The organism is Cupriavidus sp. IK-TO18 (assembly GCF_015549295.1).
In the GTDB taxonomy this organism is placed as follows: domain Bacteria; phylum Pseudomonadota; class Gammaproteobacteria; order Burkholderiales; family Burkholderiaceae; genus Cupriavidus; species Cupriavidus oxalaticus_A.
Genome location: NZ_JADGMP010000030.1, coordinates 46,799 through 66,495, shown reverse-complemented (window position 1 = coordinate 66,495; position 19,697 = coordinate 46,799). Strand labels below are relative to the sequence as shown.

Genomic DNA, 19,697 nt, shown 5'->3' with positions numbered 1-19,697 from the left:
CCTTAACCGATGCGCGAGACCTTGAGCAGCTTCTTCAGGTCGCCGCTCAGCTTCTTGGGGTCCGGATCCTGCGGGAAGCGCATCATCAGGTTGCCGAGCGGATCCACCAGGAAGATGGTGTCCTCGGCACGCTTGCCCGGCTCGGCCGGCAGCCATTGCTGCGCCACCTGGTGGTCGATGCGCAGGAAGCGCACGCCGGCGTAGGGCTCGTTGTAGGCGGTGCTCAGGCGCTCGTCGATCTTGCCGTCATCGGTGATCAGCCACACCGGCACGATGCGCTCGCGGTCCTGGCCTTGCCCGGCGCGGATCTGGCGGATGGTGAAGAGCTTCTTTGCGCAGGCCTCGTCGCACGCGGACGGATCCGCCGTCACCAGCAGCCACTTGCCGCGGTACTGCTCCAGCGGCACGGCGTTGCCTTGCTCGTCGGTGACGCGCACCGGCGGCATCGGCCGTTGTGGATCGACCAGCGCGCCGTAGTTGGTGGCGCCGCCCCTGGGCTTGATGACGTAGTAGGTGAAATAGGAGGCGATCACCGGCGAGGCGCACACCAGCAACAGCATCAGCATCTGCAGGCGGCCACGGCGCGTGCGCGCGTCGATGCGGGGATCCTGCGGCGAGGCCGACATCGCGGGAGGCCCGACGGGTGCCGGGGCGGAGTCTTGCTGTGACATGGGAGTACGTCTGTCCTTTTTCATCTGCAGTCAGGCCCGTCCGGGAACCTGCCCCGGTCGTGCTGCCATCCGTTCATGCGTTGTTGCGGGCCGCGGACGATACCGCGCGCCGGCGCGCGTGCCAGCCCAGCACCGCCACCAATACCACCGTCAGCGCAGCCAGGCCGAACCACTGGAAGGCATAGCCATAGTGCCGGTCCGCGCCCGCATCGGCCGGCGCCCAGTCGCGAGCGAGGCCGTCGCCGGTATCGCTGCGCTGCGCGACCACCAGCGGCTGCAGCGCCAGCCCGGTTTCGGCGGCGTAGTCGGCGATTTCCAGGTTCTGGCGGATCTTGCTGCCGGCCTCGGCGCTGGCCGCCTGGCCCAGGCCATAGACCCGCGGCACGGCCGCCAGTGCCGTGCCTTCGATGGTCACCTCGCCGTCGGGCGTCGGAAAGGGCGCGATCCGGGTGCGGTCCTGCGCATCGCGCGGCAGCCAGCCGCGCAGCACCAGCACCGCCCGCGTGGCGCCGGCACCGTCCTGTGCCGGACTAATCACCAGCGGCGTGACCACCAGGAAGCCGGCACGGCTGTCGCCGCTGCGCCCGCCGGCGCCGTGGGGGCGATTATCCAGCAATACGGTGCGGGCCGTGTCGAACCGCCCCGTGACCCGCACCCTTCGATCCGTCACAACTTGTGACAGCGGCGCGGTGCCCAGTTCCACCGGCGGCTGTGCCGCCAGTGCCTGCAGCCGCGCGGCGCGCGCCTCTTTCTCGTGCGCGCGGTTGAGCTGCCAGTTGCCAAGCGCAGCGGTCACGGCAATCACCACCAGCGCGGCGGCCAGCGGCAGCACGCCGAGTAGGCGGCCTGCCTTCATTGCGCCGACATGCCCGGCGGCATGCATGCGGGGCCGGTGCGATAATGTGCCGCACCGTCATCCATCGCGGCCACTACTACGAGACTGCGGCAAGCTCCGCTGCCAACCCGCCCCGCCATGCGCTTCGTCATCATCGTCGCCTTCATCCTGATCATCGCCAGCCTGGCCTCCGCCCTGTTCTTCATGATGCGCGACCGCGGCAAGACGCCCAACATGATGCGCTCGCTGATGCTGCGCGTGGGTTTTTCGGTGGCGCTGTTCCTGTTCATCCTGTTCTCGAGCTGGATGGGCTGGATCCATAGCACGGGCATCCGCATGGCGCCCTGACGGACCGCATGGCTTGAGGCCAATGCAAACGACAAACGCCGCAGGCTGCCGGGCCTCCTGCGGCGTTTCTCCTTTGCGTTGGCGCCGGCACCCCGCTGCGGGGCGGCCGGCGGGTATGGCAGCTTACAGCCAGTACACCACGACGTAGAGCAACAGCCACACCACGTCAACGAAGTGCCAGTACCAGGCGGCGCCTTCGAAGGCAAAGTGGTGATCCGGCGTGAAGTGGCCCTTGAGCACGCGGCCCAGCACCACCGCCAGCATGATCGCGCCCATGGTCACGTGGAAACCGTGGAAGCCGGTCAGCAGGAAGAATGTCGAACCGTAGATGCCCGAGGTCAGCTTCAGGTTCAGGTCCTGGTAGGCGTGCATGTACTCGTACACCTGCAGGCACATGAAGATCGCGCCCAGCAGGATGGTCAGCACCATGCCCTGGATCAGCTGGTTGCGCTTGCCGGCCAGCAGCGCGTGGTGCGCCCAGGTCAGCGTCACGCCCGACATCAGCAGCAGCGCGGTGTTGATGGTCGGGATCGGCCACGGGCCCATGGTCTGGAACGATTCCACCACGCCGGCCGGCCCCAGGTTGGGCCACACCGCGGCGAAGTCGGGCCACAGGATCTTGTTGTTCAGGTCGCCCAGCCACGGCATGGCGATGGCGCGGGCATAGAACAGCGCGCCGAAGAACGCCGCGAAGAACATCACCTCGGAGAAGATGAACCAGCCCATCGACCAGCGGAACGAGATGTCGATGTTCTTGCCGTACATCCCGCCTTCGGATTCGCTGATGGCGTCGCCGAACCAGCTCTTGAGCACGAACAGGAACCACAGCAGGCCGAAGACGCACAGGTACGGCGCCCAGGATTGCCCGTTCACCCAACCGGCGGCTCCGGCACCTGTCATCAGCAGGCCGAAGCTTGCCGTGATCGGGTGGCGCGACGGGCCCGGTACGAAGTAGTACGGAGCGTTTGCGCGATTCGCACTCATTCTTTTATCTCCAGCTCAGAGTCTTTGATTCAGTATTCGTTATCCGTGCCGGTTTTCCCGGGGCCGCCCGCCTCCTGTGGACGGCCCCGTCGGCGCGGTTGTTTTTCTGCGACTGCCTTGTTGTCTACCCTTCCTGCCTTGCTACCCTGCCGCCTGGCTGACCACCATCCGGACGATGACGACCAGCACCGCGATAAACACTGCCGCGGCGATCAGCCCGGCGATGACCACATGCACCGGGTTCAGCCGCGCCATGTCGCGCTCGTGCTCCGCGCCCTTGCGCAGGCCGATAAACGACCACAGCACCGCGCGCATGGTCTGCGCGAAGGACATCTTCCGTTTGGCGGCGTCCTTGAGTTCGTCCATCGCGCCCCCTTAGCTGCCCTTGCCCGCCGGCGCCGTCGCCGGTGTCGACAATTGGCCTTCGGGAGCCTGCGCCACCGGTGTGCCCACCTCGAAGAAGGTGTACGACAGCGTAATGCTCTTCACGTCCCTGGGCAGCGCGGGGTCGATCACGAACACCACCGGCATCTCGCGCGCCTCGTTCGCCTTGAGCGTCTGCTGCTTGAAGCAGAAGCACTCCAGCTTCTTGAAATACTGGGTCGCCTGCTTGGGGGCGTAGCTCGGGATGGCCTGCGCGGAAATATCGCGCGACTGCCCGTTGGCCACCTCGTAGACGATGGTCATCATCTCGCCCGGATGCACTTCCATGCTGTTCTTCACCGGACGGAAGGCAAAGGGCCCGCGCGCGTTGGAGTCGAACTCCACCGTGACCGTGCGGCTCTTGTCGACCTGCGTGTTCTTCACCGAGCCGCCATGCAGCTCGCGCGTGGTCACCACGTTGATGCCGGTGATGTCGCAGATCTTCTTGTACAGCGGAACCAGCGCATAGCCGAAGCCGAACATCACGGCGACGATCACCACCAATCGCACCATCATGCCGCGGTTGAAGCGCTTGTCGGCTTCCCGCGCTTCCTGCGCTTCCCTGCCCTGCTGGTCGACGCTCATCTCGCTACCCTGCCACCTCAGCCAAGGAACACCATCTTGGCGAAGAACCCCAAAAAGAAAACCACCACGATCGACAGCAGGATCAGGCCAAGGCGCCGGTTGGCGGCCTTCGGGTCCGGGTGTGATGGGTTTTTGTCTGGAGCCTGCATGTTGTGTGACTGGCTGGCGTGGTGGCGGACATTGCCGCCACCACGCCTGGTTACGCTGGCCGCTTAGCGAACCTGCGGGGGCACTTCAAAGGTGTGGAACGGCGCCGGCGACGGCACGGTCCATTCCAGTCCTTCGGCGCCTTCCCACGGCTTGTCCGCGGCCTTCTCGCCGCCACGGTACGACGGCAGCACCACGAAGAAGAGGAAATACACCTGCATCAGGCCGAAGCCGAGCGCGCCGATCGACGCAATCGCGTTGAAGTCGGTGAACTGGGTCGGGTAGTCGGCATAGCGGCGCGGCATGCCGGCCAGGCCCAGGAAGTGCATCGGGAAGAAGGTCACGTTGAAGAAGATCAGCGAGCCCCAGAAGTGGACCTTGCCGCGGGCTTCGTTGTACATGAACCCGCTCCACTTCGGACCCCAGTAGTAGAAGCCCGCGAACAGCGCGAACAGCGAGCCGGCCACCAGCACATAGTGGAAGTGCGCCACGATGAAGTAGGTGTCCTGCAGCTGGATGTCGATCGGCGCCACCGCCGGCATCAGGCCGGTAAAGCCGCCGATGGTGAACACGAAGATAAAGCCGATCGAGAACAGCATCGGGGTCTCGAAGGTCATCGAGCCGCGCCACATCGTCGCGATCCAGTTGAAGATCTTCACGGCAGTGGGCACCGCGATCAGCATGGTCGCGTACATGAAGAACAGCTGGCCGGTCACCGGCATGCCGGTCGTGAACATGTGGTGGGCCCACACGATGAACGACAGGATGGCGATCGAGGCGGTGGCGTACACCATCGAGCTGTAGCCGAACAGGCGCTTGCGGGCAAACGCCGGCACCACCTGCGAGATGATCCCGAATGCCGGCAGGATCATGATGTACACCTCGGGGTGGCCGAAGAACCAGAAGATGTGCTGGTACATCACCGGGTCGCCGCCGCCGGCGGCCGAGAAGAAGCTCGTGCCGAAGTGGCGGTCGGTCAGCACCATGGTGATGGCGCCGGCCAGCACGGGCATCACGGCGATCAGCAGGTAGGCGGTAATCAGCCAGGTCCAGCAGAACATCGGCATCTTCATCAGCGTCATGCCGGGGGCACGCATGTTGAGGATGGTCACGATGATATTGATCGAGCCCATGATCGACGACGCGCCCATGATGTGCATCGCGAAGATGGCCATGTCCATGCCCGCGCCCATCTGCACCGACAGCGGCGCGTACAGGGTCCAGCCGGCGGCGGTGGCGCCGCCCGGGGCGAAGAACGAGCCGGCCAGCAGCAGCGCGGCCGGAGGCATCAGCCAGAAGCTGAAGTTGTTCATGCGCGCGAACGCCATGTCGGACGCGCCGATCTGCAGCGGGATCATCCAGTTGGCGAAGCCGACGAAGGCCGGCATGATCGCGCCGAACACCATCACCAGGCCGTGCATGGTGGTGAACTGGTTGAACAGCTCGGGGCGGAAGAACTGCAGGCCCGGCTCGAACAGCTCCAGGCGGATCAGCAGCGCCAGCAGGCCGCCCGACAGCAGCATGATGAACGAGAACAGCAGGTACAGCGTGCCGATGTCCTTGTGGTTGGTGGCGAACAGCCAGCGGCGCCAGCCATGCGGGTGATCGTGCGCGTGGTCGTCATGCGCATGATCGTGCGGATGGGCGAGTGCGTCCGGGGTAGCAGTACTCATCGCAAATGCTCCTCTAATCCTGTTCTGTCTTCAGCGGGTCAGCCTGCAACGCGGTTGCCCGCGAGGCTGGCCTGCTTGGCGCCGGGCTTGGCGTCGGCCTTGGGGGCTTCGCCGCCGGCCGCGCCGCCGCCTTCGGGGAACTTGCCCGCGCGGGCACCCACGAAGTCGCTCGGCTGGATCACTTCACCCGTCTTGTTGCTCCAGGCGTTGCGCGTATAGGTCATGACCGCCGCCAGCTCCGTGTCCGACAGCTGCTTCCACGACGGCATGCCGCCCTTGCCTTCCAGCAGGATGTGCATCTGGCCGGCCTTCGGGCCATTGACCATCTTGGAGCCGTCCAGCGCCGGGAAGGCGCCGCCGCCCTTGCCGTTGGGCTGGTGGCAGACCGCGCAGTTGGCGGCGTAGACCTTCTCGCCACGCACCTTGGATTCGTCCAGCGTCCAGGTCTTGTTGGGATCGTCGGCCTTGGCCATCAGCTCTTTTTTCTTGCCGTCGACCCACTTGGTGTAGTCGGCATCGGAAACCACGCGCACCACGATCGGCATGAAGGCGTGTTCCTTGCCGCACAGCTCGGCGCACTGGCCGCGGTACACGCCGATTTTCTCGGCCTTGAACCAGGTGTCGCGCACGAAGCCGGGGATCGCATCCTGCTTGACGCCGAAGGCCGGGATCATCCAGGCGTGGATCACGTCGTTGGCGGTGGTGACGATGCGGATCTTCTTGTTGACCGGCACGACCAGCTCGTTGTCCACCTCCATCAGGTAGGTGTTGCCCTTGGGCTGCTCGTTGTTGATCTGCTCGCGCGGGGTGGTCAGGGTCGACACGAAGGAGATGCCCTCGCCTTCGCCCTTCAGGTAGTCATAGCCCCACTTCCACTGGTAGCCGGTGGCCTTGATGGTGATGTCGGAGTTGGTGGTGTCCTTCATCGCGACCACGGTCTTGGTGGCCGGCAGCGCCATCGCGATCACGATCAGGAACGGGACGATGGTCCAGACCACCTCGACCGTGATGCTCTCGTGGAAGGAAGCGGGCTTGGAGCCCTTGGCCTTGCGGTGCGTGAAGATGGAATAGAACATCACGGCGAACACCGCGACGAAGATCACCGTGCAGATGATCAGCATCATCCAGTTCAGCCAGTGAATCTGTTCGGCGATCTTGGTAACGGGCTCGGTCAGGTTGAGCTGGCGCACGGCGGGGCCGCCGGGCATGTCGCTGACCGCGAACGCCGCGTGGCTGGCAAGCAGGGACGCACCTGCCAGACAAGCTGCGGATGCCTTCTTCCACATTTTCATTTGTTATCTACCCAATTTACAGATTCAAATCTGTCCCCGCCGCCGCCCCTGCCCCCTCTCAGAGGTGGCGCAAGGCCGCTGCGAGCTCCTGCGCGAACTTGCGCCGCCGGTACGGGTCCACGTAACACCCCACCTGTACCTCACGCCCGCCCGAGCGCAGCGTCACCAGCGCGCGGAGCGATTCACCCAGTTCGACCCGCACCCAGCGCGGGTTGAATTCGTGGCGCGTCACCTGCGTGCCGCTGGCTGTCTCCACGACCAGCATGCCGTCGGTAATGCTGACGCGCTCATAGTCTGTCGCATGGCGCGCATACACAAGCAGGGCGATCCCCAGCCCGGCCAACTCGATGCTGGCAAACGGCAGCACGAGCCAGGACCCTTGCCACGCGAAAAACAGCGCGATGGCAAGCGAGACAGTGAGGATCGAGAGGTAAAACCAGCCGACCTGGCGTGGACTCAGCGAGCAATTCCGCTTCATCAGCCAGTCGTGGGGCGCGGGGAGAGGTCCGTCGTGATTTCCGCCGGAGTCACCACCTGCCGTCTGGAATGCGATACCCAAGTCTTGCATCGCCAACCACTCTGCATCGGATGCACACCCGGGACGATGGCGCCCGGGCTGCACAGTGCAGGTGCAAAACCAGGACGTTCTTGTGCCAGGGGACCACTGCGACAAACTGGCGCATTATAGGGCGCTTCCCATACACGGACAAGGGCGGTCCTTGACCATGGCGCTTGCGCGCCGCTCTATTCTGTGCATGGGAAATAGCCCGGGATGCCGCGCCAGCCCTCGCTCTGCGGCAATCTGTCGCACGCGCAAGTTAACTCTGTTTTAACCTGCCCGACGCGGCTTTGCACGCCCGATCTGGTCCAGCGGCACCACGGCGCGGCCCTGGTCGTCGAGCGCCTGGCCACCGCGCGCCGGCAGCTTCCACGCATGGCCGTAGACGATCTCGAAGGTCAGCGGGACCACCCCGTCGGCGTTGCGGCGCCGTTCCAGCGCCTGCGTCAGGGCCTGGTACCAGCGCCGGCCGCGCAGGCCTTGCGGCAGCGCGCCGGCCGGGCCGCGCAGGCCGCCGAAGGCCTGCACCTCGCGCAGCAGCGTGGCGGGCGACTCGTAGGTCACGGTCAGCGTTTCCATGTCCATCACCGGCGTGGACCAGCCGCCGTGGACCAGCATGTCGCCAATGTCGTGCATGTCGACAAAACGCAACGTATGGGGCGCGCCGTCGACTTCGGCGAAGGCCGCGCGCAGCTCGCCAAGGGTGTCGGGGCCGAACAGCGAGAACAGCACCAGCCCTTCGTCGCGCGTCACACGGTGCCATTCCGGGAACACGCGGTGCGGCTCCGGATGCCAGTGCAGCGCCAGGTTGGACCACAGCAGGTCGAAGCTCGCGGGCGCAAACGGCAGTGTGGCAAGATCGCCCTGGACCAGGTCGAACAGCGGCCGCTTGCCCAGCATGCGGCCGAGCCAGCCCGGGCGGCGCTGCGGGTCGCGCTGGCCGGCTTCGGACAGCATCGCCCCGGAGATGTCGAGGCCGGCAATCTGCGCATCCGGGAAGCGGGCGCGCAGCGCAGCCAGCCCCTGGCCATGGCCGCAGCCGATGTCCAGCGCACGCCGCGGCGCCAGCCGGATCACCTCCATGCGCTCCTGCATGCGGCGGCCGATCTCGCCCAGCAGGAAGTCCAGCTGGCCGAAATGGCGGCTGCGCCGGTCGAAGGCGAGCCGGGTCAGGCGCGCGGGCGGCAGGAAGGCATCGTTACCAGCGGAGCTATCGGGGAGATCGGCGGCATGCAGGGACACGGACAGGCAGGGCAGCAAGAAAACCAGGAACCGGCGCGCGCGCCGGACGAACGCGGCCGCCGCGCCCGATGGGCCGCGGCCGGACGGCAAGTATACGCGCGCGCCGCGATGGGCGCCGGGAAGGCTCTCGGCGCCGTCTGGCGGGCCGCTGTGCCCGCGCTGCTGCCAAGCGCCTGCGCGCTATGCGGCAGCGTGCAGCGGGATGTGGTGTGCGCACCCTGCGCGGCCGACCTGCTGCGGCCGGTACGGCGCTGCGCCGTTTGCGCGCTGGCGCTGGGCCGCCATAGCGGCTGCGCGGCCTGCGCCGCCATGCCGCCGGCGTTCGACCATGCCTGCACGCTGGGTGACTACGCCAGCCCGCAGGACAGCCTGGTGCTGTCGCTCAAGTTCGGCCACGCGCTACCGCTGGCCGACTGGCTGGCGGGCCGCCTGGCTGCCGCGCTGCCGGCGGCCTGGGCGGCGCAGCGGCTGGCGCCGCCCGACCTGCTCGCCCCCATCCCGCTGGCGCCGCAACGGCTGGCCGTGCGCGGCTTCAACCAGGCCTGGGAAATCGCCCGCCCGCTGGCGCGCCGGCTCGGCCTGCGCGCCGACCCCGTGCTGCTGCGGCGCCGGCGCGATACCGGCAGCCAGCGCGCGCTGGACCTGGCCGCGCGGCAGGTGAACCTGCGCGATGCGTTCCGGCTGACGCGGCCCGCGCGGCTGGATGGGCTGCATGTGGCGCTGGTGGACGACGTGATGACTTCCGGCGCGACGCTGCATGAGGCGGCGCTTGCGCTCAAGGCGCACGGCGCGGCACGCGTCAGCGTGATCGTCGCGCTGCGTACGCCCTAGCCCGGATGACAGCGCCCGGTGCGCGCGTTAAGCTGCGCACCGTTCTCAAGAAGCTCCGCATCATGTTCAACGTCGTCCTGGTCGAACCCGAAATCCCGCCCAATACCGGCAATGTGATCCGCCTGTGCGCCAACACCGGCGCGCAGCTGCACCTGGTGAAACCGCTGGGATTCCCGCTGGAAGACGCGCGCATGCGCCGCGCCGGGCTGGACTACCACGAGTACGCGACCATGCGCGTGCACGAGAACTGGGACGCGCTGATGGCCAGCGAGCAACCCGATCCCGCGCGCATGTTCGCGCTGACCACGCGCGGCTCGACGCCGTTCGGACAGGTGGAATTCAGGCCGGGGGACTGGTTTGTGTTTGGCTCGGAAACGCGCGGGCTGTCGCCGCAGCGGCGCGAGTGGTTTCCGCCGGCGCAGCGCATCCGGCTGCCGATGCGGCCGGACAACCGCAGTCTCAATCTGTCGAATACGGTGGCGGTGGTGGTGTTCGAGGCGTGGCGGCAGAACGGGTTCGCGGGCGGTAGCTAGGCGCCCTGTCCTGCTACTCCGGCTGCACGCCCGCAGCGCGGATGACCTTGTCCCAGCGCGCCTTCTCGCTGACCATCGTCTGCCGCAGCGACGCCGGCGCGGTCCCGGCCGGCACGAAATACTGCGCCCGCATCTTGTCGCGCACGTCGGCGCTGCCAATGATCGCCACCAGTTCACGATAAAGACGATCGATCACCGGCTGCGGCGTCCCGGCGGGCGCCAGCACGGCCTGCCACGAAATCGCCTCGAAGCCCGGATAGCCCGATTCCGCCACCGTCGGCACCGAGGGCAGCACCGCGGTGCGGCCGGTGGTCGTCACCGCCAGCACGCGCAGCTTGGCCGCATTGACCTGCGGCATCGCGATGGCCGGCACCATGAAGCCGGCCTGCACCTGCCCGCCCACCATCGCCGTCGTGACCTGCGGGAAGCCGGGATACGGCACGTGCTGCAGGTCGATCCCCGCGATAGCCTTGAGCTGCTCCATCGCCAGGTGCGACGCGCTGCCATTGCCGGGCGAGCCATAGTTCAGCGCGCCCGGTTTCGACTTGGCCAGTGCGACGAACTCGCGCAGGCTATGCACCGGCAGCCGCGCGTCGACCACCAGCACATTGGGCGATGTGGCCACCAGCGTCACCGGGGCGAGCTGGCGGAAAGGGTCGTAGTTGAGGTTGCGCGACAGCGTGGGCGCGGTGACCAGCGGGCCGTTGATGGTGAACAGCAGCGTATAGCCGTCCGGCGCGGCGCGCGCCACCATGCCGGTACCGATATTGCCGCCGGCGCCGGGCCGGTTCTCGATCACCACCGGCTGGCCCAGCGCGGCGGCCAGCTTCTCGGTGACGATGCGGGCGATCAGGTCCGGCGACGAGCCCGGCGGGAACGGCACCACCATGCGGATCGGGTGCGCAGGCCACGGTTGCGCCAGCACGCCGGCGGAAGCACCGGCAGCGCAGGCGGCGGCGAGCGCGATCAGCGCGTGTCGGCGGGTAGGCATGCGGAAATTTTCTTCAGGAGGATTGGAGCGCGCGCGGTGTCATTCATCGCGCGCATCGCGCTGGAGCAACTGCGCGACCGCATCGGCGGCACCCAGGCCCTCGAACAGAACGGCGCACACCGCGCGCGCGATCGGCATCTCGACGCCGTGGGCGGCGGCCAGCTCGGCCACGGCCTGCGCGCAGCGCACGCCCTCGGCGACGTGGCCCAGGCCGGCCAGGACCTGGTCCAGGCTCTGCCCGGCGGCCAGTTGCTGCCCGACCTTGCGATTGCGCGACAGGTCGCCGGTCGCGGTCAGGATCAGGTCGCCCACGCCGGCCAGCCCCATGAAGGTCTCGACCCGTCCGCCCAGCGCCAGCCCCAGCCGCGTCATCTCGGCCAGCCCGCGCGTCACCAGCGCGGCCCGCGCGTTCAGGCCGAGGCCAAGCCCGTCGCTGGCCCCGGTGGCGATCGCCAGCACATTCTTGACCGCGCCGCCGACCTCGACGCCGGTCAGGTCGTCGCTGCCGTAGATGCGCATGGCGTGGTGGTGGAAGGCCCGCTGCGCCCGCTCCGCCACCGATGGCACGCTGCCCGCCACCGTCAGCGCGCACGGCAGGCCCTGCGCGACTTCGCGCGCGAAGCTGGGACCGGTCAGCACGCCATAGTCGAAGCCTTCGGTGCGGCCGGCGGCGTCCAGTTCGGCGCGCACCATCTGGTGCGGCAGCAGGTGCGTGCCGGCCTCGAAACCCTTGCACAGCCACAGCATCGACACCGGCCGCGCGCTGCGCGTGGCCAGCCGGCGCGTCATTTCGCGCAGCCCGGAGACCGGCGTGGCCACCACCACGATGCCGTCCGGGTCGTCCGCGGCATGGGCCACCGCTTGCTCGAAATCGGCTTGCACCGCCAGCCGCCCGGACAGCTTCACGCCAGGCAGGTAGGCCGCGTTTTCACGCGTGGCGGCGATGGCCGCCAGTTGCGCGGCATCGCGTCCCCACAGCACCACGTCATTGGTGGCCGCGGCATGGCTGGCGAGGGCAGTGCCCCAGGCACCGGCACCGAGAAAGGTCAGTTTCATGGCAGCTCGATCGGAGAGATATCAGGCGCTGGAACATGCGCACAAACAAAACGGGGCCGCAGCCCCGTTCCGTAGCATGGCGCGGCAGGCCGCTCGCTTAGTGGCGAGCCTGGCTGCCGTCGGGCATCACGATGCCGCTGTTGCCGCCTTCGGCCGCCTGGGCTTCCTGCATGGCCGCCTGCAGGCGTTGCTCGTACAGCGCCTGGAAATTGATTTCCGACAGGTGGATGGCCTGGAAGCCGGCGCGGGTGATCACGTCGGCGATATTGCCGCGCAGGTACGGGTACAGGATGGTCGGGCAGGCAATGCCCAGCAGCGGGTCCAGCTGCTCCACCGGCACGTTGCGGATATCGAAAATGCCGGCCTGGTGCGCTTCCACAAGGAATGCCACCTTGTCCTGCACCTTGGTCGTCACGGTGCCGGTCACGACCACCTCGAAGATGCCTTCCTGCAGCTGCGAAGCGCCGACGTTGACCTGCACTTCCACCGACGGGGCTTCCGATTCCAGGAAGATGCCGGGCGAATTGGGCTGCTCCAGCGACATGTCCTTCAGGTAGACGCGCTGGATGTTGAAGAAGGGTTGATCGTCCTGCTGGGTGTTTTGCTGGTCGCTCATGAAAGGCTTCCGGGAGGATGGGCGTTGGGCGCGGCGGCGGCAGCGCCCGCGAGGCGCAAGGACTGGCCGGTGCCCGGTTGGAAAAGTGGAAAGCGCATATGGTACATGACGCGGGTGGCGATTTCACCCGCGCCGGCGCCCGGCCGGCCAGGAATCAGAGAGTTCTGACCGGCAACGCGATCAGGCCGCCAGCAGCGACACCAGGCCGCCCTTGCGGTCCAGCGCCGAAAGGTCGTCGAAGCCGCCCACATGGGTCTCGTCGATGTAGATCTGCGGCACGGTACGGCGCCCGGTGCGCGACATCATCTCTTCGCGCTTGCCCGGTTCGCGGTCGATCAGGATCTTCTCGATCGTCTCGACCCCGCGGGACTTGAGCAGGCGCTCGGCCATGTTGCAATACGGGCACACCATGGTGCTGTACATGACGACGCGGGCCATGCGGGTTCTCCTTCAATACGAATGCGGCGCGCCTGGCGAACCGGGCGCACTGTGATGGATGCGGCGGAATTGCCTGCGGGATCCGGGGCTTGCTTAGCCGGGCTTACTTGACCAGCGGCAGACCTGCCTGCTGCCAGGCGGCGATGCCGCCCTCGAGCGCATAGATCTCACTGTAACCGGCTTCCTTCAGCGCTGCCTGGGCCTTGCCCGAGCGCTGGCCATTCTGGCATACCACGATGATGGGGGCCGTCTTGTCCTTTGCAAGACCCGCTGCGCGCGACGCCAGGTCGGCCAGCGGGGCGCTCTTGGCCTGCGGCAGGTGGCCCTTGGCATACTCGGCGGGCTCGCGGATGTCGACCACGACGGCGCCACGCTTGTTGATCAGCTGCGTGGCGGCGGCCGTATTGACGGACTTGGCGCCGGTGCTGCGCGAGATCGCAGGCCAGGCCAGCAGGCCGCCGGAGACCACGGCCAGGGCGATCAGGGCGAGGTTGTTGTAGTCGGCAAAGAAATTCACGTTGGCTTTCCGGTAGGTTGGGTCGGCGGCATTATAAAATACGCGGTTTGGCGTCCGGGCCCCTGCCGCAGCGGGCCACCCGTCATTGTCGCCTGTCCGAGACATGGGACACCCATGGAGAACTTCGGCGCACTTCGGACCAGGTGACGGCGCGGACGCACGCAGGTTACCTACTCTCTGGAAGCAGCAGCATGTACAAGCTCGTCCTTATCCGCCACGGCGAATCCACCTGGAACCTTGAAAACCGCTTCACCGGCTGGGTCGACGTCGACCTGACCGAAACCGGCGCCGCCCAGGCCCGCCAGTCCGGCAAGCTGCTCAAGGAAGCCGGCTTCGACTTCGACATCGCTTACACCTCGGTGCTCAAGCGCGCCATCCGCACCCTGTGGCACGTGCAGGACGAAATGGACCTGATGTGGATCCCGGTGCGCAACGAATGGCGCCTGAACGAACGCCACTACGGCGCGCTCGCCGGGCTGAACAAGGCCGAGACCGCCGCCAAGTTCGGCGACGAGCAGGTGCTGGTGTGGCGCCGCAGCTATGACACGCCGCCCCCGGCGCTGGAGCCGGCCGATCCGCGTGCCTCGTTCGACGATCCGCGCTACGCCAATGTGCCGCGCAACGAGATCCCGCTGACCGAGTGCCTGAAGGACACGGTTGCCCGCGTGATGCCGCTGTGGAACGAATCGATCGCTCCCGACATCAAATCCGGCAAGCGTGTGGTCATTGCCGCGCACGGCAACAGCATCCGCGCGCTGGTGAAGTACCTGGACCAGATTTCGGATGACGATATCGTTGGACTCAACATCCCCAACGGCACCCCGCTCGTGTACGAGCTGGACGCCGACCTGCGCCCGATCCGCCACTACTACCTGGGCGACCAGGAAGCCATCGCCGCCTCGCTGGCGGCCGTGGCCAACCAGGGCAAGGCGCGCTGACGCCCGCCCGGGCAGCCGTGCCGGTGCTGGTGCGCCGATGTGCGGCCGCCCACCCTGAACCGGGACGTGGCAGGTCCGTTTCCCCGCACGCCCTTATACTGTCGGACACAGGCGCCCCGCTAACCCGGTCTCCCCGGCGCCGGGCGCCCGCAGCCGGCATAATCCCCATACGTACAATCCGTACACGTTCAGGCAGCCCTCATGCGCAAGACGCTCAAGAACATCAGTCTAGTTTCTGTCGGCCTCGTCGCCGGCGTGCTCGCCACGCTGCAGATCTCGGCGACCGCACAGAACTCATCGGGCCCCCTGCCGCTGGACCAGTTGCGGCTGATGGCCGATATCTTCGGGCAGATCAAGCGCGAATACGTCGAGCCGGTCGATGACAAGAAGCTGCTGACCGAGGCCATCAAGGGCATGGTCGCCAGCCTCGACCCGCATTCGTCCTACCTGGACGAGAAGGATTTCAAGGAACTGCAGGAAGGCACCCGCGGCCGCTTTGCCGGCCTCGGCATCGAGATCTCGCAGGAAGAAGGCCTGGTCAAGGTGATTAACCCGATCGAGGACACGCCCGCGTTCCGCGCCGGCATCCAGCCGGGCGACCTGATCACCCGCATCGACGACAAGCCGGTGCGCGGCCTGCCGCTGGAGCAGGCGGTCAAGCGCATGCGCGGCGAACCGGGCACCAAGGTCACGCTGACCATCTACCGCAAGAGCGAGGAACGTACCTTCCCGGTCTCGATCACGCGCGCCGAGATCCGCGTGCAGTCGGTCAAGGCCAAGATGCTCGACAACAATATCGGCTGGGTGCGCCTGACCAGTTTCCAGGAACGTACCGTTGCCGACCTGTCGCGCAAGCTGGCCGAACTGGCGCAGAAGAACCCCAACATGAAGGGCCTGGTGCTGGACCTGCGCAACAACGGCGGCGGCGTGCTGCAGGGCGCGGTCGGCGTGGCCGCGGCCTTCCTGCCGGAAGACTCCACCGTGGTCTCGACCAACGGCCAGGTGCCCGATGCCAAGCGTACCTACAAGGCGTCGTACAACAACTACCGCCTGTCGTCGCTGGAAGACGATCCGCTCAAGAGCCTGCCCGCGCTGTACAAGAAGATCCCGATGGTGGTGCTGACCAACGCCTACTCGGCCTCGGCTTCCGAGATCGTCGCGGGCGCGCTGCAGGATCACCACCGCGCCCAGATCATGGGCAAGACCACGTTCGGCAAGGGCTCGGTGCAGACCGTGCGGCCGCTGACCAACGACACCGGCATCAAGCTGACCATCGCGTACTACTACACGCCGAGCGGCAAGTCGATCCAGGCCAAGGGCATCCGCCCGGATATCCCGGTCGACCAGAACCCCGAGGGCGATCCGGACGACGCGCTGATCACGCGCGAGATCGACACCGAACGCCACCTGCACAACAAGCAGGAATCGGAAGAGCCGGAAATGACCGAGCGCGAGCAGCGCCGCGTCGAGGAACTGCGCCGCCTGGAAGAAGAGAACGCGAAGAAGTCGCCGGAAGAGCGCGAGAAGGAACGCCGCAAGAAGCCGGTTGAATTCGGCTCCGCCGACGACTTCATGCTGCAGCAGGCGATCGCGCAGCTCAACGGCCAGCCGGTCAAGCGTTCCAAGTCAAAGCTGGAAACCAACCCGCCGGCTGACAACGGCAAGGCGGCGAAGCCGAAGGGCGGCGCCAAGCCGGCCGCCAAACCCGCTGCTCCGGCCCCGGGCAAGCAGCCACCGGCGAGCGCGCCGATCGGCGAGCCGCTGGGGACGCCGACCGGCAAGGCGCCCTAAGGGGGGTTCCTCCCCTCTCCCGCTGAGGGGGAGAGGGAGAACACCTTGCTTAGGCTAGCTCGGGCGGCTTGGGAGCACCCAACACCGCGCTCCTCTTCTGCCTTGTTCCGGATTTCATCATGAGCGACGACGGCCTCAACGACGAACAGCTGCTGCGCTACTCCCGGCACATCCTGCTGGACGAACTCGGCATCGAAGGCCAGCGGCGCCTGCTGGCCGGCCACGCGCTGGTGATCGGCGCCGGCGGCCTGGGCGCCGCCGCGCTGCCCTTCCTGGCCTCGGCCGGCGTGGGCCGCATCACCATCGTCGACAACGACGAGGTCGACCTGACCAACCTGCAGCGCCAGATCATCCATACCACCGCCAACGTCGGCAGGCCCAAGGTCGACTCGGCGCGCGAAGGCATGCTGCGCATCAACCCGGGGCTGGACATTGTCACGGTGCCGGCGCGCGTGGGCGATGCGGAGCTGGAACAGCTGGTCGCCTCGGCCAGCGTGGTGCTGGACTGCTGCGACAACTTTGCCACGCGCCAGGCGGTCAACCGCGCCTGCGTGCACCACAACGTGCCGCTGGTGTCGGGGGCGGCGCTGCGCTTCGACGGCCAGATCAGCGTGTTCGACCGGCGCCAGCCCGAAGCGCCCTGCTACGCCTGCCTGTTCCCGCCGGCAGAGCCCGCGCCCGAAGTGGCCTGCGCCACCATGGGCGTGTTCGCGCCGCTGGTCGGCATGGTCGGCACGGTGCAGGCGGCCGAGGCACTCAAGCTGCTGGCCGGCGTGGGCGAGAGCCTGGCGGGACGGCTGCTGATGGTCAACGCGCTGACGATGGAATGGACCACAATGCGGCTGGCGCGCACGCCGGATTGCCCGGTGTGCGGCGGGCACTGATCGCGCGAATGGGGCTGCCGCTCAGTCTTGCGGCGCCGCGTGCGCGAGCAGCCAGTCGGTGACCGCGGCGCGGTCGCCGCGGAACACGATGCGCGGCTCGCGCTGCGCGCGCTGGTAGGCATACATGGGATCGTAGTAGTCGCGCAGCAGGATCTCGATCCAGCCGCGGTGCAGCGCCACGTCGCCTGACCCGGCCTGCCGCGCCAGCGCCTGCTCCAGCAACGCCGACAACTTGCCGTAGCGCTCACCCCCGAGCCGCGGCGCGATCGCCGCCATGGCTTCGCGCAGGCGGGCGGAATAGGCGTCGAAACCCATGCCGTCGCCATGCCCGGCGACGAATTCCGCCGCCAGGTCCTGCACGTAGTCGCGCAGCACGCGCTCCACGCGTTCCTCGAAAGACGCCTCCAGCCACACCAGCGGACTGGCCTGCATGCGCTGCGCCAGCGCCTGCGGCACATCGCGGCTGCCGATAAAGCGGCCCTCGTCTTCCACCACCAGCGCGCGGAAGCGGGCCTCGATACGGCGCAGCACATCGATCGCCAGCGCGTTCTCGAAGTCCACCTGCGGCGGCTGCGCCTGCGCGCGCCGGCCAAAGGCCGAGCCGCGGTGCCGCGCATGGCCCTCGAGATCGAGCGCGGCCGGCACGTCGGCCAGCACGTCGGTCTTGCCGCTGCCGGTCATGCCGCCCAGCACCAGCCACTGCTGTCCCGCCGCCGCCTCGTCGAGGGTCGCGATCAGGAAGGCGCGCATCGCCTTGTAGCCGCCCGTCACGCGCGGATAGTTGATGCCCGCGTCATGCAGCCATTGCTGCACCAGCTGCGAGCGCAGCCCGCCGCGGAAGCAATACAGGTAGCCGTCCGGATGCGCACGGGCAAAGTCCGACCAGCCGGCGATGCGCGCCGACTTGAGTTCGCCCGACACCAGCTGGTGCCCGAGCTCGATCGCGGCCTCCTGCCCTTTCTGCGCGTAGCACAGGCCGACGGCGTGCCGCTCGGCATCATCCATCAGCGGCAGGTTGACCGCGCCCGGAAAGGCGCCGCGCGCGAACTCCAGCGGCGCCCGCACGTCCAGCATCGGCACGCCGCTGAGAAACAGGCTGCGGAAGTCCGCGGTATCAGCACGCATGTCAGCCGGCCTCACACGACCTCGACGGCCAGCGCCGCACGCGCCACCATTTCGCCGATCGGCGTCAGCGACAGGCCGAGGCGCTGGCATTCGGCTGCGAACTCCGCTTCGCCGGCCAGCTCGACCGCCACCAGCAGCCCGCCACTGGTCTGCGGATCGCACAGCACCGCGCACTGCGCCTCCGTCAGCGGCGTGATGCGGTGGCCGTAGCTGTCGAAATTGCGCTGCGTGCCGCCCGGCACGCAGCCCTGGCCGATGTAGTCGACCACGTCGTCGAGCACCGGCACCGCTGCGTAGTCCAGCCGCGCGGTCAGGCCGCTGCCGTCGGCCATCTCGACCAGGTGGCCGAGCAACCCGAAGCCGGTCACGTCGGTCATCGCGCGCACGCCAGGCAGGCGCCCGAAGGCGCTGCCGGGACGGTTCAGCACGCACATCCAGTCGCGCGCGAGATTGCGGTTGTCGGCCCGCAGCAGGCCCTTTTTCTCGGCCGTGGTCAGCACGCCGATGCCCAGCGGCTTGGTCAGGTAGAGGCGGCAGCCAGGCGTGGCGGTGTCGTTGCGCTTCATGTGGGCACGCTCGACGATGCCGGTAACGGCCAGCCCGAAGATCGGCTCCGGCGCATCGATCGAATGCCCGCCGGCAAGGGGAATGCCGGCGTCGTCGCAGGCGCGGCGCCCGCCCGCCACCACCTCGCGCGCCACCTCGGGCGGCAGCACGTTGACCGGCCAGCCGAGGATGGCGATGGCCATCAGCGGGTCGCCGCCCATTGCATAGATGTCGCTGATCGCATTGGTGGCGGCGATGCGCCCGAAGTCGAACGGGTCGTCGACGATGGGCATGAAAAAGTCCGTCGTCGACACGACGCCCCTGCCGCTATCCGTGCCATCGAGCGCATACACCGCTGCATCGTCGCGCGAGGCGTTGCCGACCCACAGCCGCGGATCGAGATGCTGCGCGCCGCTGCCGGCGAGGATCACATCGAGCACTTTCGGGGAGATCTTGCAGCCGCAGCCAGCGCCGTGGCTGTACTGGGTCAGGCGGATGGGACCGGTGGTCATGGTGGGCTCCGTCGCAGCGCGCCGGCCGGGGAGGAGCCACTACCCGGCCAGGCACGCCTGGATGAAGAAAGGAATTGGAATGAGAAGGGTTACTGCCTACAGCCGAACAACGTGGCAGCGCCGGGTGGCGCCGCGCGGTGGGGCTGGCCGCCCTTGCAGC

23 protein-coding genes are annotated in these 19,697 nt (G+C 67.6%); 6 read left to right on the top strand and 17 right to left on the bottom strand.

Features of this window, described 5'->3' with window-relative positions; translation table 11 throughout:
* Nucleotides 1-2: 2 nt before the first annotated feature.
* Nucleotides 3-671 (bottom strand): cytochrome C oxidase subunit I, encoded by a 669-nt coding sequence (locus IPF36_RS22915; protein WP_135704339.1) that lies wholly within the window; start codon nucleotides 669-671, stop codon nucleotides 3-5.
* A 73-nt stretch (nucleotides 672-744) separates the two neighbouring features.
* Nucleotides 745-1,527, bottom strand: coding sequence for an SURF1 family protein (locus IPF36_RS22910; RefSeq protein WP_195430492.1), 783 nt, complete (start codon nucleotides 1,525-1,527; stop codon nucleotides 745-747).
* A gap of 117 nt (nucleotides 1,528-1,644) precedes the next feature.
* Here IPF36_RS22910 and IPF36_RS22905 point away from each other — a divergent pair, with 117 nt between their 5' ends.
* Nucleotides 1,645-1,854 carry a twin transmembrane helix small protein gene (locus IPF36_RS22905; RefSeq protein ID WP_029046742.1) on the top strand — a complete coding sequence of 70 codons (210 nt, stop codon included), beginning with the start codon at nucleotides 1,645-1,647 and terminating at the stop codon, nucleotides 1,852-1,854.
* 123 nt (nucleotides 1,855-1,977) lie between these two features.
* Here the strand turns inward: IPF36_RS22905 and IPF36_RS22900 are convergent, their stop codons facing one another.
* From IPF36_RS22900 to IPF36_RS22870, 8 genes are all read right to left on the bottom strand, one after another.
* Nucleotides 1,978-2,838, bottom strand: coding sequence for a cytochrome c oxidase subunit 3 (locus tag IPF36_RS22900; RefSeq protein ID WP_133093609.1), 861 nt, complete (start codon nucleotides 2,836-2,838; stop codon nucleotides 1,978-1,980).
* Between the two features lie 141 nt (nucleotides 2,839-2,979).
* Entirely contained in the window at nucleotides 2,980-3,204 is a 225-nt protein-coding gene (locus tag IPF36_RS22895) for a DUF2970 domain-containing protein (RefSeq protein ID WP_133093608.1), read from the bottom strand.
* A 9-nt stretch (nucleotides 3,205-3,213) separates the two neighbouring features.
* Nucleotides 3,214-3,846, bottom strand: a complete 633-nt coding sequence (locus IPF36_RS22890; protein WP_135704335.1) for a cytochrome c oxidase assembly protein — start codon at nucleotides 3,844-3,846, stop codon at nucleotides 3,214-3,216.
* Between the two features lie 17 nt (nucleotides 3,847-3,863).
* The gene (locus tag IPF36_RS34400; RefSeq protein WP_209756341.1) at nucleotides 3,864-3,995 is read right to left on the bottom strand and encodes a cytochrome oxidase small assembly protein; all 132 of its coding nucleotides are present in this window, start codon (nucleotides 3,993-3,995) and stop codon (nucleotides 3,864-3,866) included.
* A 63-nt stretch (nucleotides 3,996-4,058) separates the two neighbouring features.
* Nucleotides 4,059-5,666 carry a cytochrome c oxidase subunit I gene (gene ctaD, locus IPF36_RS22885; protein ID WP_135704334.1) on the bottom strand — a complete coding sequence of 536 codons (1,608 nt, stop codon included), beginning with the start codon at nucleotides 5,664-5,666 and terminating at the stop codon, nucleotides 4,059-4,061.
* A 38-nt stretch (nucleotides 5,667-5,704) separates the two neighbouring features.
* The gene (coxB, locus tag IPF36_RS22880) at nucleotides 5,705-6,958 is read right to left on the bottom strand and encodes a cytochrome c oxidase subunit II (protein WP_133093605.1); all 1,254 of its coding nucleotides are present in this window, start codon (nucleotides 6,956-6,958) and stop codon (nucleotides 5,705-5,707) included.
* Nucleotides 6,959-7,016: 58 nt separating this feature from the next.
* A complete protein-coding gene (locus IPF36_RS22875; RefSeq protein ID WP_133094196.1) occupies nucleotides 7,017-7,526 on the bottom strand; it encodes a DUF2244 domain-containing protein in 510 nt (169 codons plus the stop codon).
* A gap of 261 nt (nucleotides 7,527-7,787) precedes the next feature.
* The gene (locus IPF36_RS22870; protein WP_368671184.1) at nucleotides 7,788-8,759 is read right to left on the bottom strand and encodes a methyltransferase domain-containing protein; all 972 of its coding nucleotides are present in this window, start codon (nucleotides 8,757-8,759) and stop codon (nucleotides 7,788-7,790) included.
* On the opposite strand from IPF36_RS22870, the gene IPF36_RS22865 reads away from it, so the two are divergent.
* The gene (locus IPF36_RS22865; RefSeq protein ID WP_195430486.1) at nucleotides 8,748-9,590 is read left to right on the top strand and encodes a ComF family protein; all 843 of its coding nucleotides are present in this window, start codon (nucleotides 8,748-8,750) and stop codon (nucleotides 9,588-9,590) included. The genes IPF36_RS22870 and IPF36_RS22865 overlap by 12 nt on opposite strands.
* A 62-nt stretch (nucleotides 9,591-9,652) precedes the next feature.
* Nucleotides 9,653-10,123, top strand: a complete 471-nt coding sequence (gene trmL / locus IPF36_RS22860) for a tRNA (uridine(34)/cytosine(34)/5-carboxymethylaminomethyluridine(34)-2'-O)-methyltransferase TrmL (RefSeq protein ID WP_195430484.1) — start codon at nucleotides 9,653-9,655, stop codon at nucleotides 10,121-10,123.
* A 13-nt stretch (nucleotides 10,124-10,136) separates the two neighbouring features.
* Here the strand turns inward: trmL and IPF36_RS22855 are convergent, their stop codons facing one another.
* The 5 genes from IPF36_RS22855 to IPF36_RS22835 form a co-directional block, all read right to left on the bottom strand.
* Nucleotides 10,137-11,114 carry a tripartite tricarboxylate transporter substrate binding protein gene (locus IPF36_RS22855; RefSeq protein ID WP_195430468.1) on the bottom strand — a complete coding sequence of 326 codons (978 nt, stop codon included), beginning with the start codon at nucleotides 11,112-11,114 and terminating at the stop codon, nucleotides 10,137-10,139.
* Nucleotides 11,115-11,153: 39 nt separating this feature from the next.
* The gene (locus IPF36_RS22850; RefSeq protein WP_195430464.1) at nucleotides 11,154-12,170 is read right to left on the bottom strand and encodes an NAD(P)H-dependent glycerol-3-phosphate dehydrogenase; all 1,017 of its coding nucleotides are present in this window, start codon (nucleotides 12,168-12,170) and stop codon (nucleotides 11,154-11,156) included.
* 97 nt (nucleotides 12,171-12,267) lie between these two features.
* Nucleotides 12,268-12,786, bottom strand: coding sequence for a protein-export chaperone SecB (gene secB, locus IPF36_RS22845; protein WP_029046730.1), 519 nt, complete (start codon nucleotides 12,784-12,786; stop codon nucleotides 12,268-12,270).
* Nucleotides 12,787-12,966: 180 nt separating this feature from the next.
* Nucleotides 12,967-13,224 (bottom strand): glutaredoxin 3, encoded by a 258-nt coding sequence (gene grxC / locus IPF36_RS22840; RefSeq protein WP_133093599.1) that lies wholly within the window; start codon nucleotides 13,222-13,224, stop codon nucleotides 12,967-12,969.
* Between the two features lie 103 nt (nucleotides 13,225-13,327).
* Entirely contained in the window at nucleotides 13,328-13,741 is a 414-nt protein-coding gene (locus IPF36_RS22835) for a rhodanese-like domain-containing protein (RefSeq protein ID WP_133093598.1), read from the bottom strand.
* A gap of 191 nt (nucleotides 13,742-13,932) precedes the next feature.
* Between IPF36_RS22835 and gpmA the strand changes: the two genes are divergently transcribed.
* From gpmA to IPF36_RS22820, 3 genes are all read left to right on the top strand, one after another.
* Entirely contained in the window at nucleotides 13,933-14,679 is a 747-nt protein-coding gene (gene gpmA / locus IPF36_RS22830) for a 2,3-diphosphoglycerate-dependent phosphoglycerate mutase (protein WP_133093597.1), read from the top strand.
* Nucleotides 14,680-14,880: 201 nt separating this feature from the next.
* A complete protein-coding gene (locus IPF36_RS22825; RefSeq protein ID WP_133093596.1) occupies nucleotides 14,881-16,470 on the top strand; it encodes a S41 family peptidase in 1,590 nt (529 codons plus the stop codon).
* A 119-nt stretch (nucleotides 16,471-16,589) separates the two neighbouring features.
* The gene (locus tag IPF36_RS22820) at nucleotides 16,590-17,354 is read left to right on the top strand and encodes a molybdopterin-synthase adenylyltransferase MoeB (RefSeq protein WP_133093595.1); all 765 of its coding nucleotides are present in this window, start codon (nucleotides 16,590-16,592) and stop codon (nucleotides 17,352-17,354) included.
* A 21-nt stretch (nucleotides 17,355-17,375) separates the two neighbouring features.
* On the opposite strand, the gene mnmH is transcribed toward IPF36_RS22820, so the two are convergent.
* Nucleotides 17,376-18,479 (bottom strand): tRNA 2-selenouridine(34) synthase MnmH, encoded by a 1,104-nt coding sequence (gene mnmH / locus IPF36_RS22815; RefSeq protein WP_195430455.1) that lies wholly within the window; start codon nucleotides 18,477-18,479, stop codon nucleotides 17,376-17,378.
* An 11-nt stretch (nucleotides 18,480-18,490) separates the two neighbouring features.
* Entirely contained in the window at nucleotides 18,491-19,537 is a 1,047-nt protein-coding gene (gene selD, locus IPF36_RS22810; protein ID WP_195430453.1) for a selenide, water dikinase SelD, read from the bottom strand.
* Nucleotides 19,538-19,697: the final 160 nt, after the last annotated feature.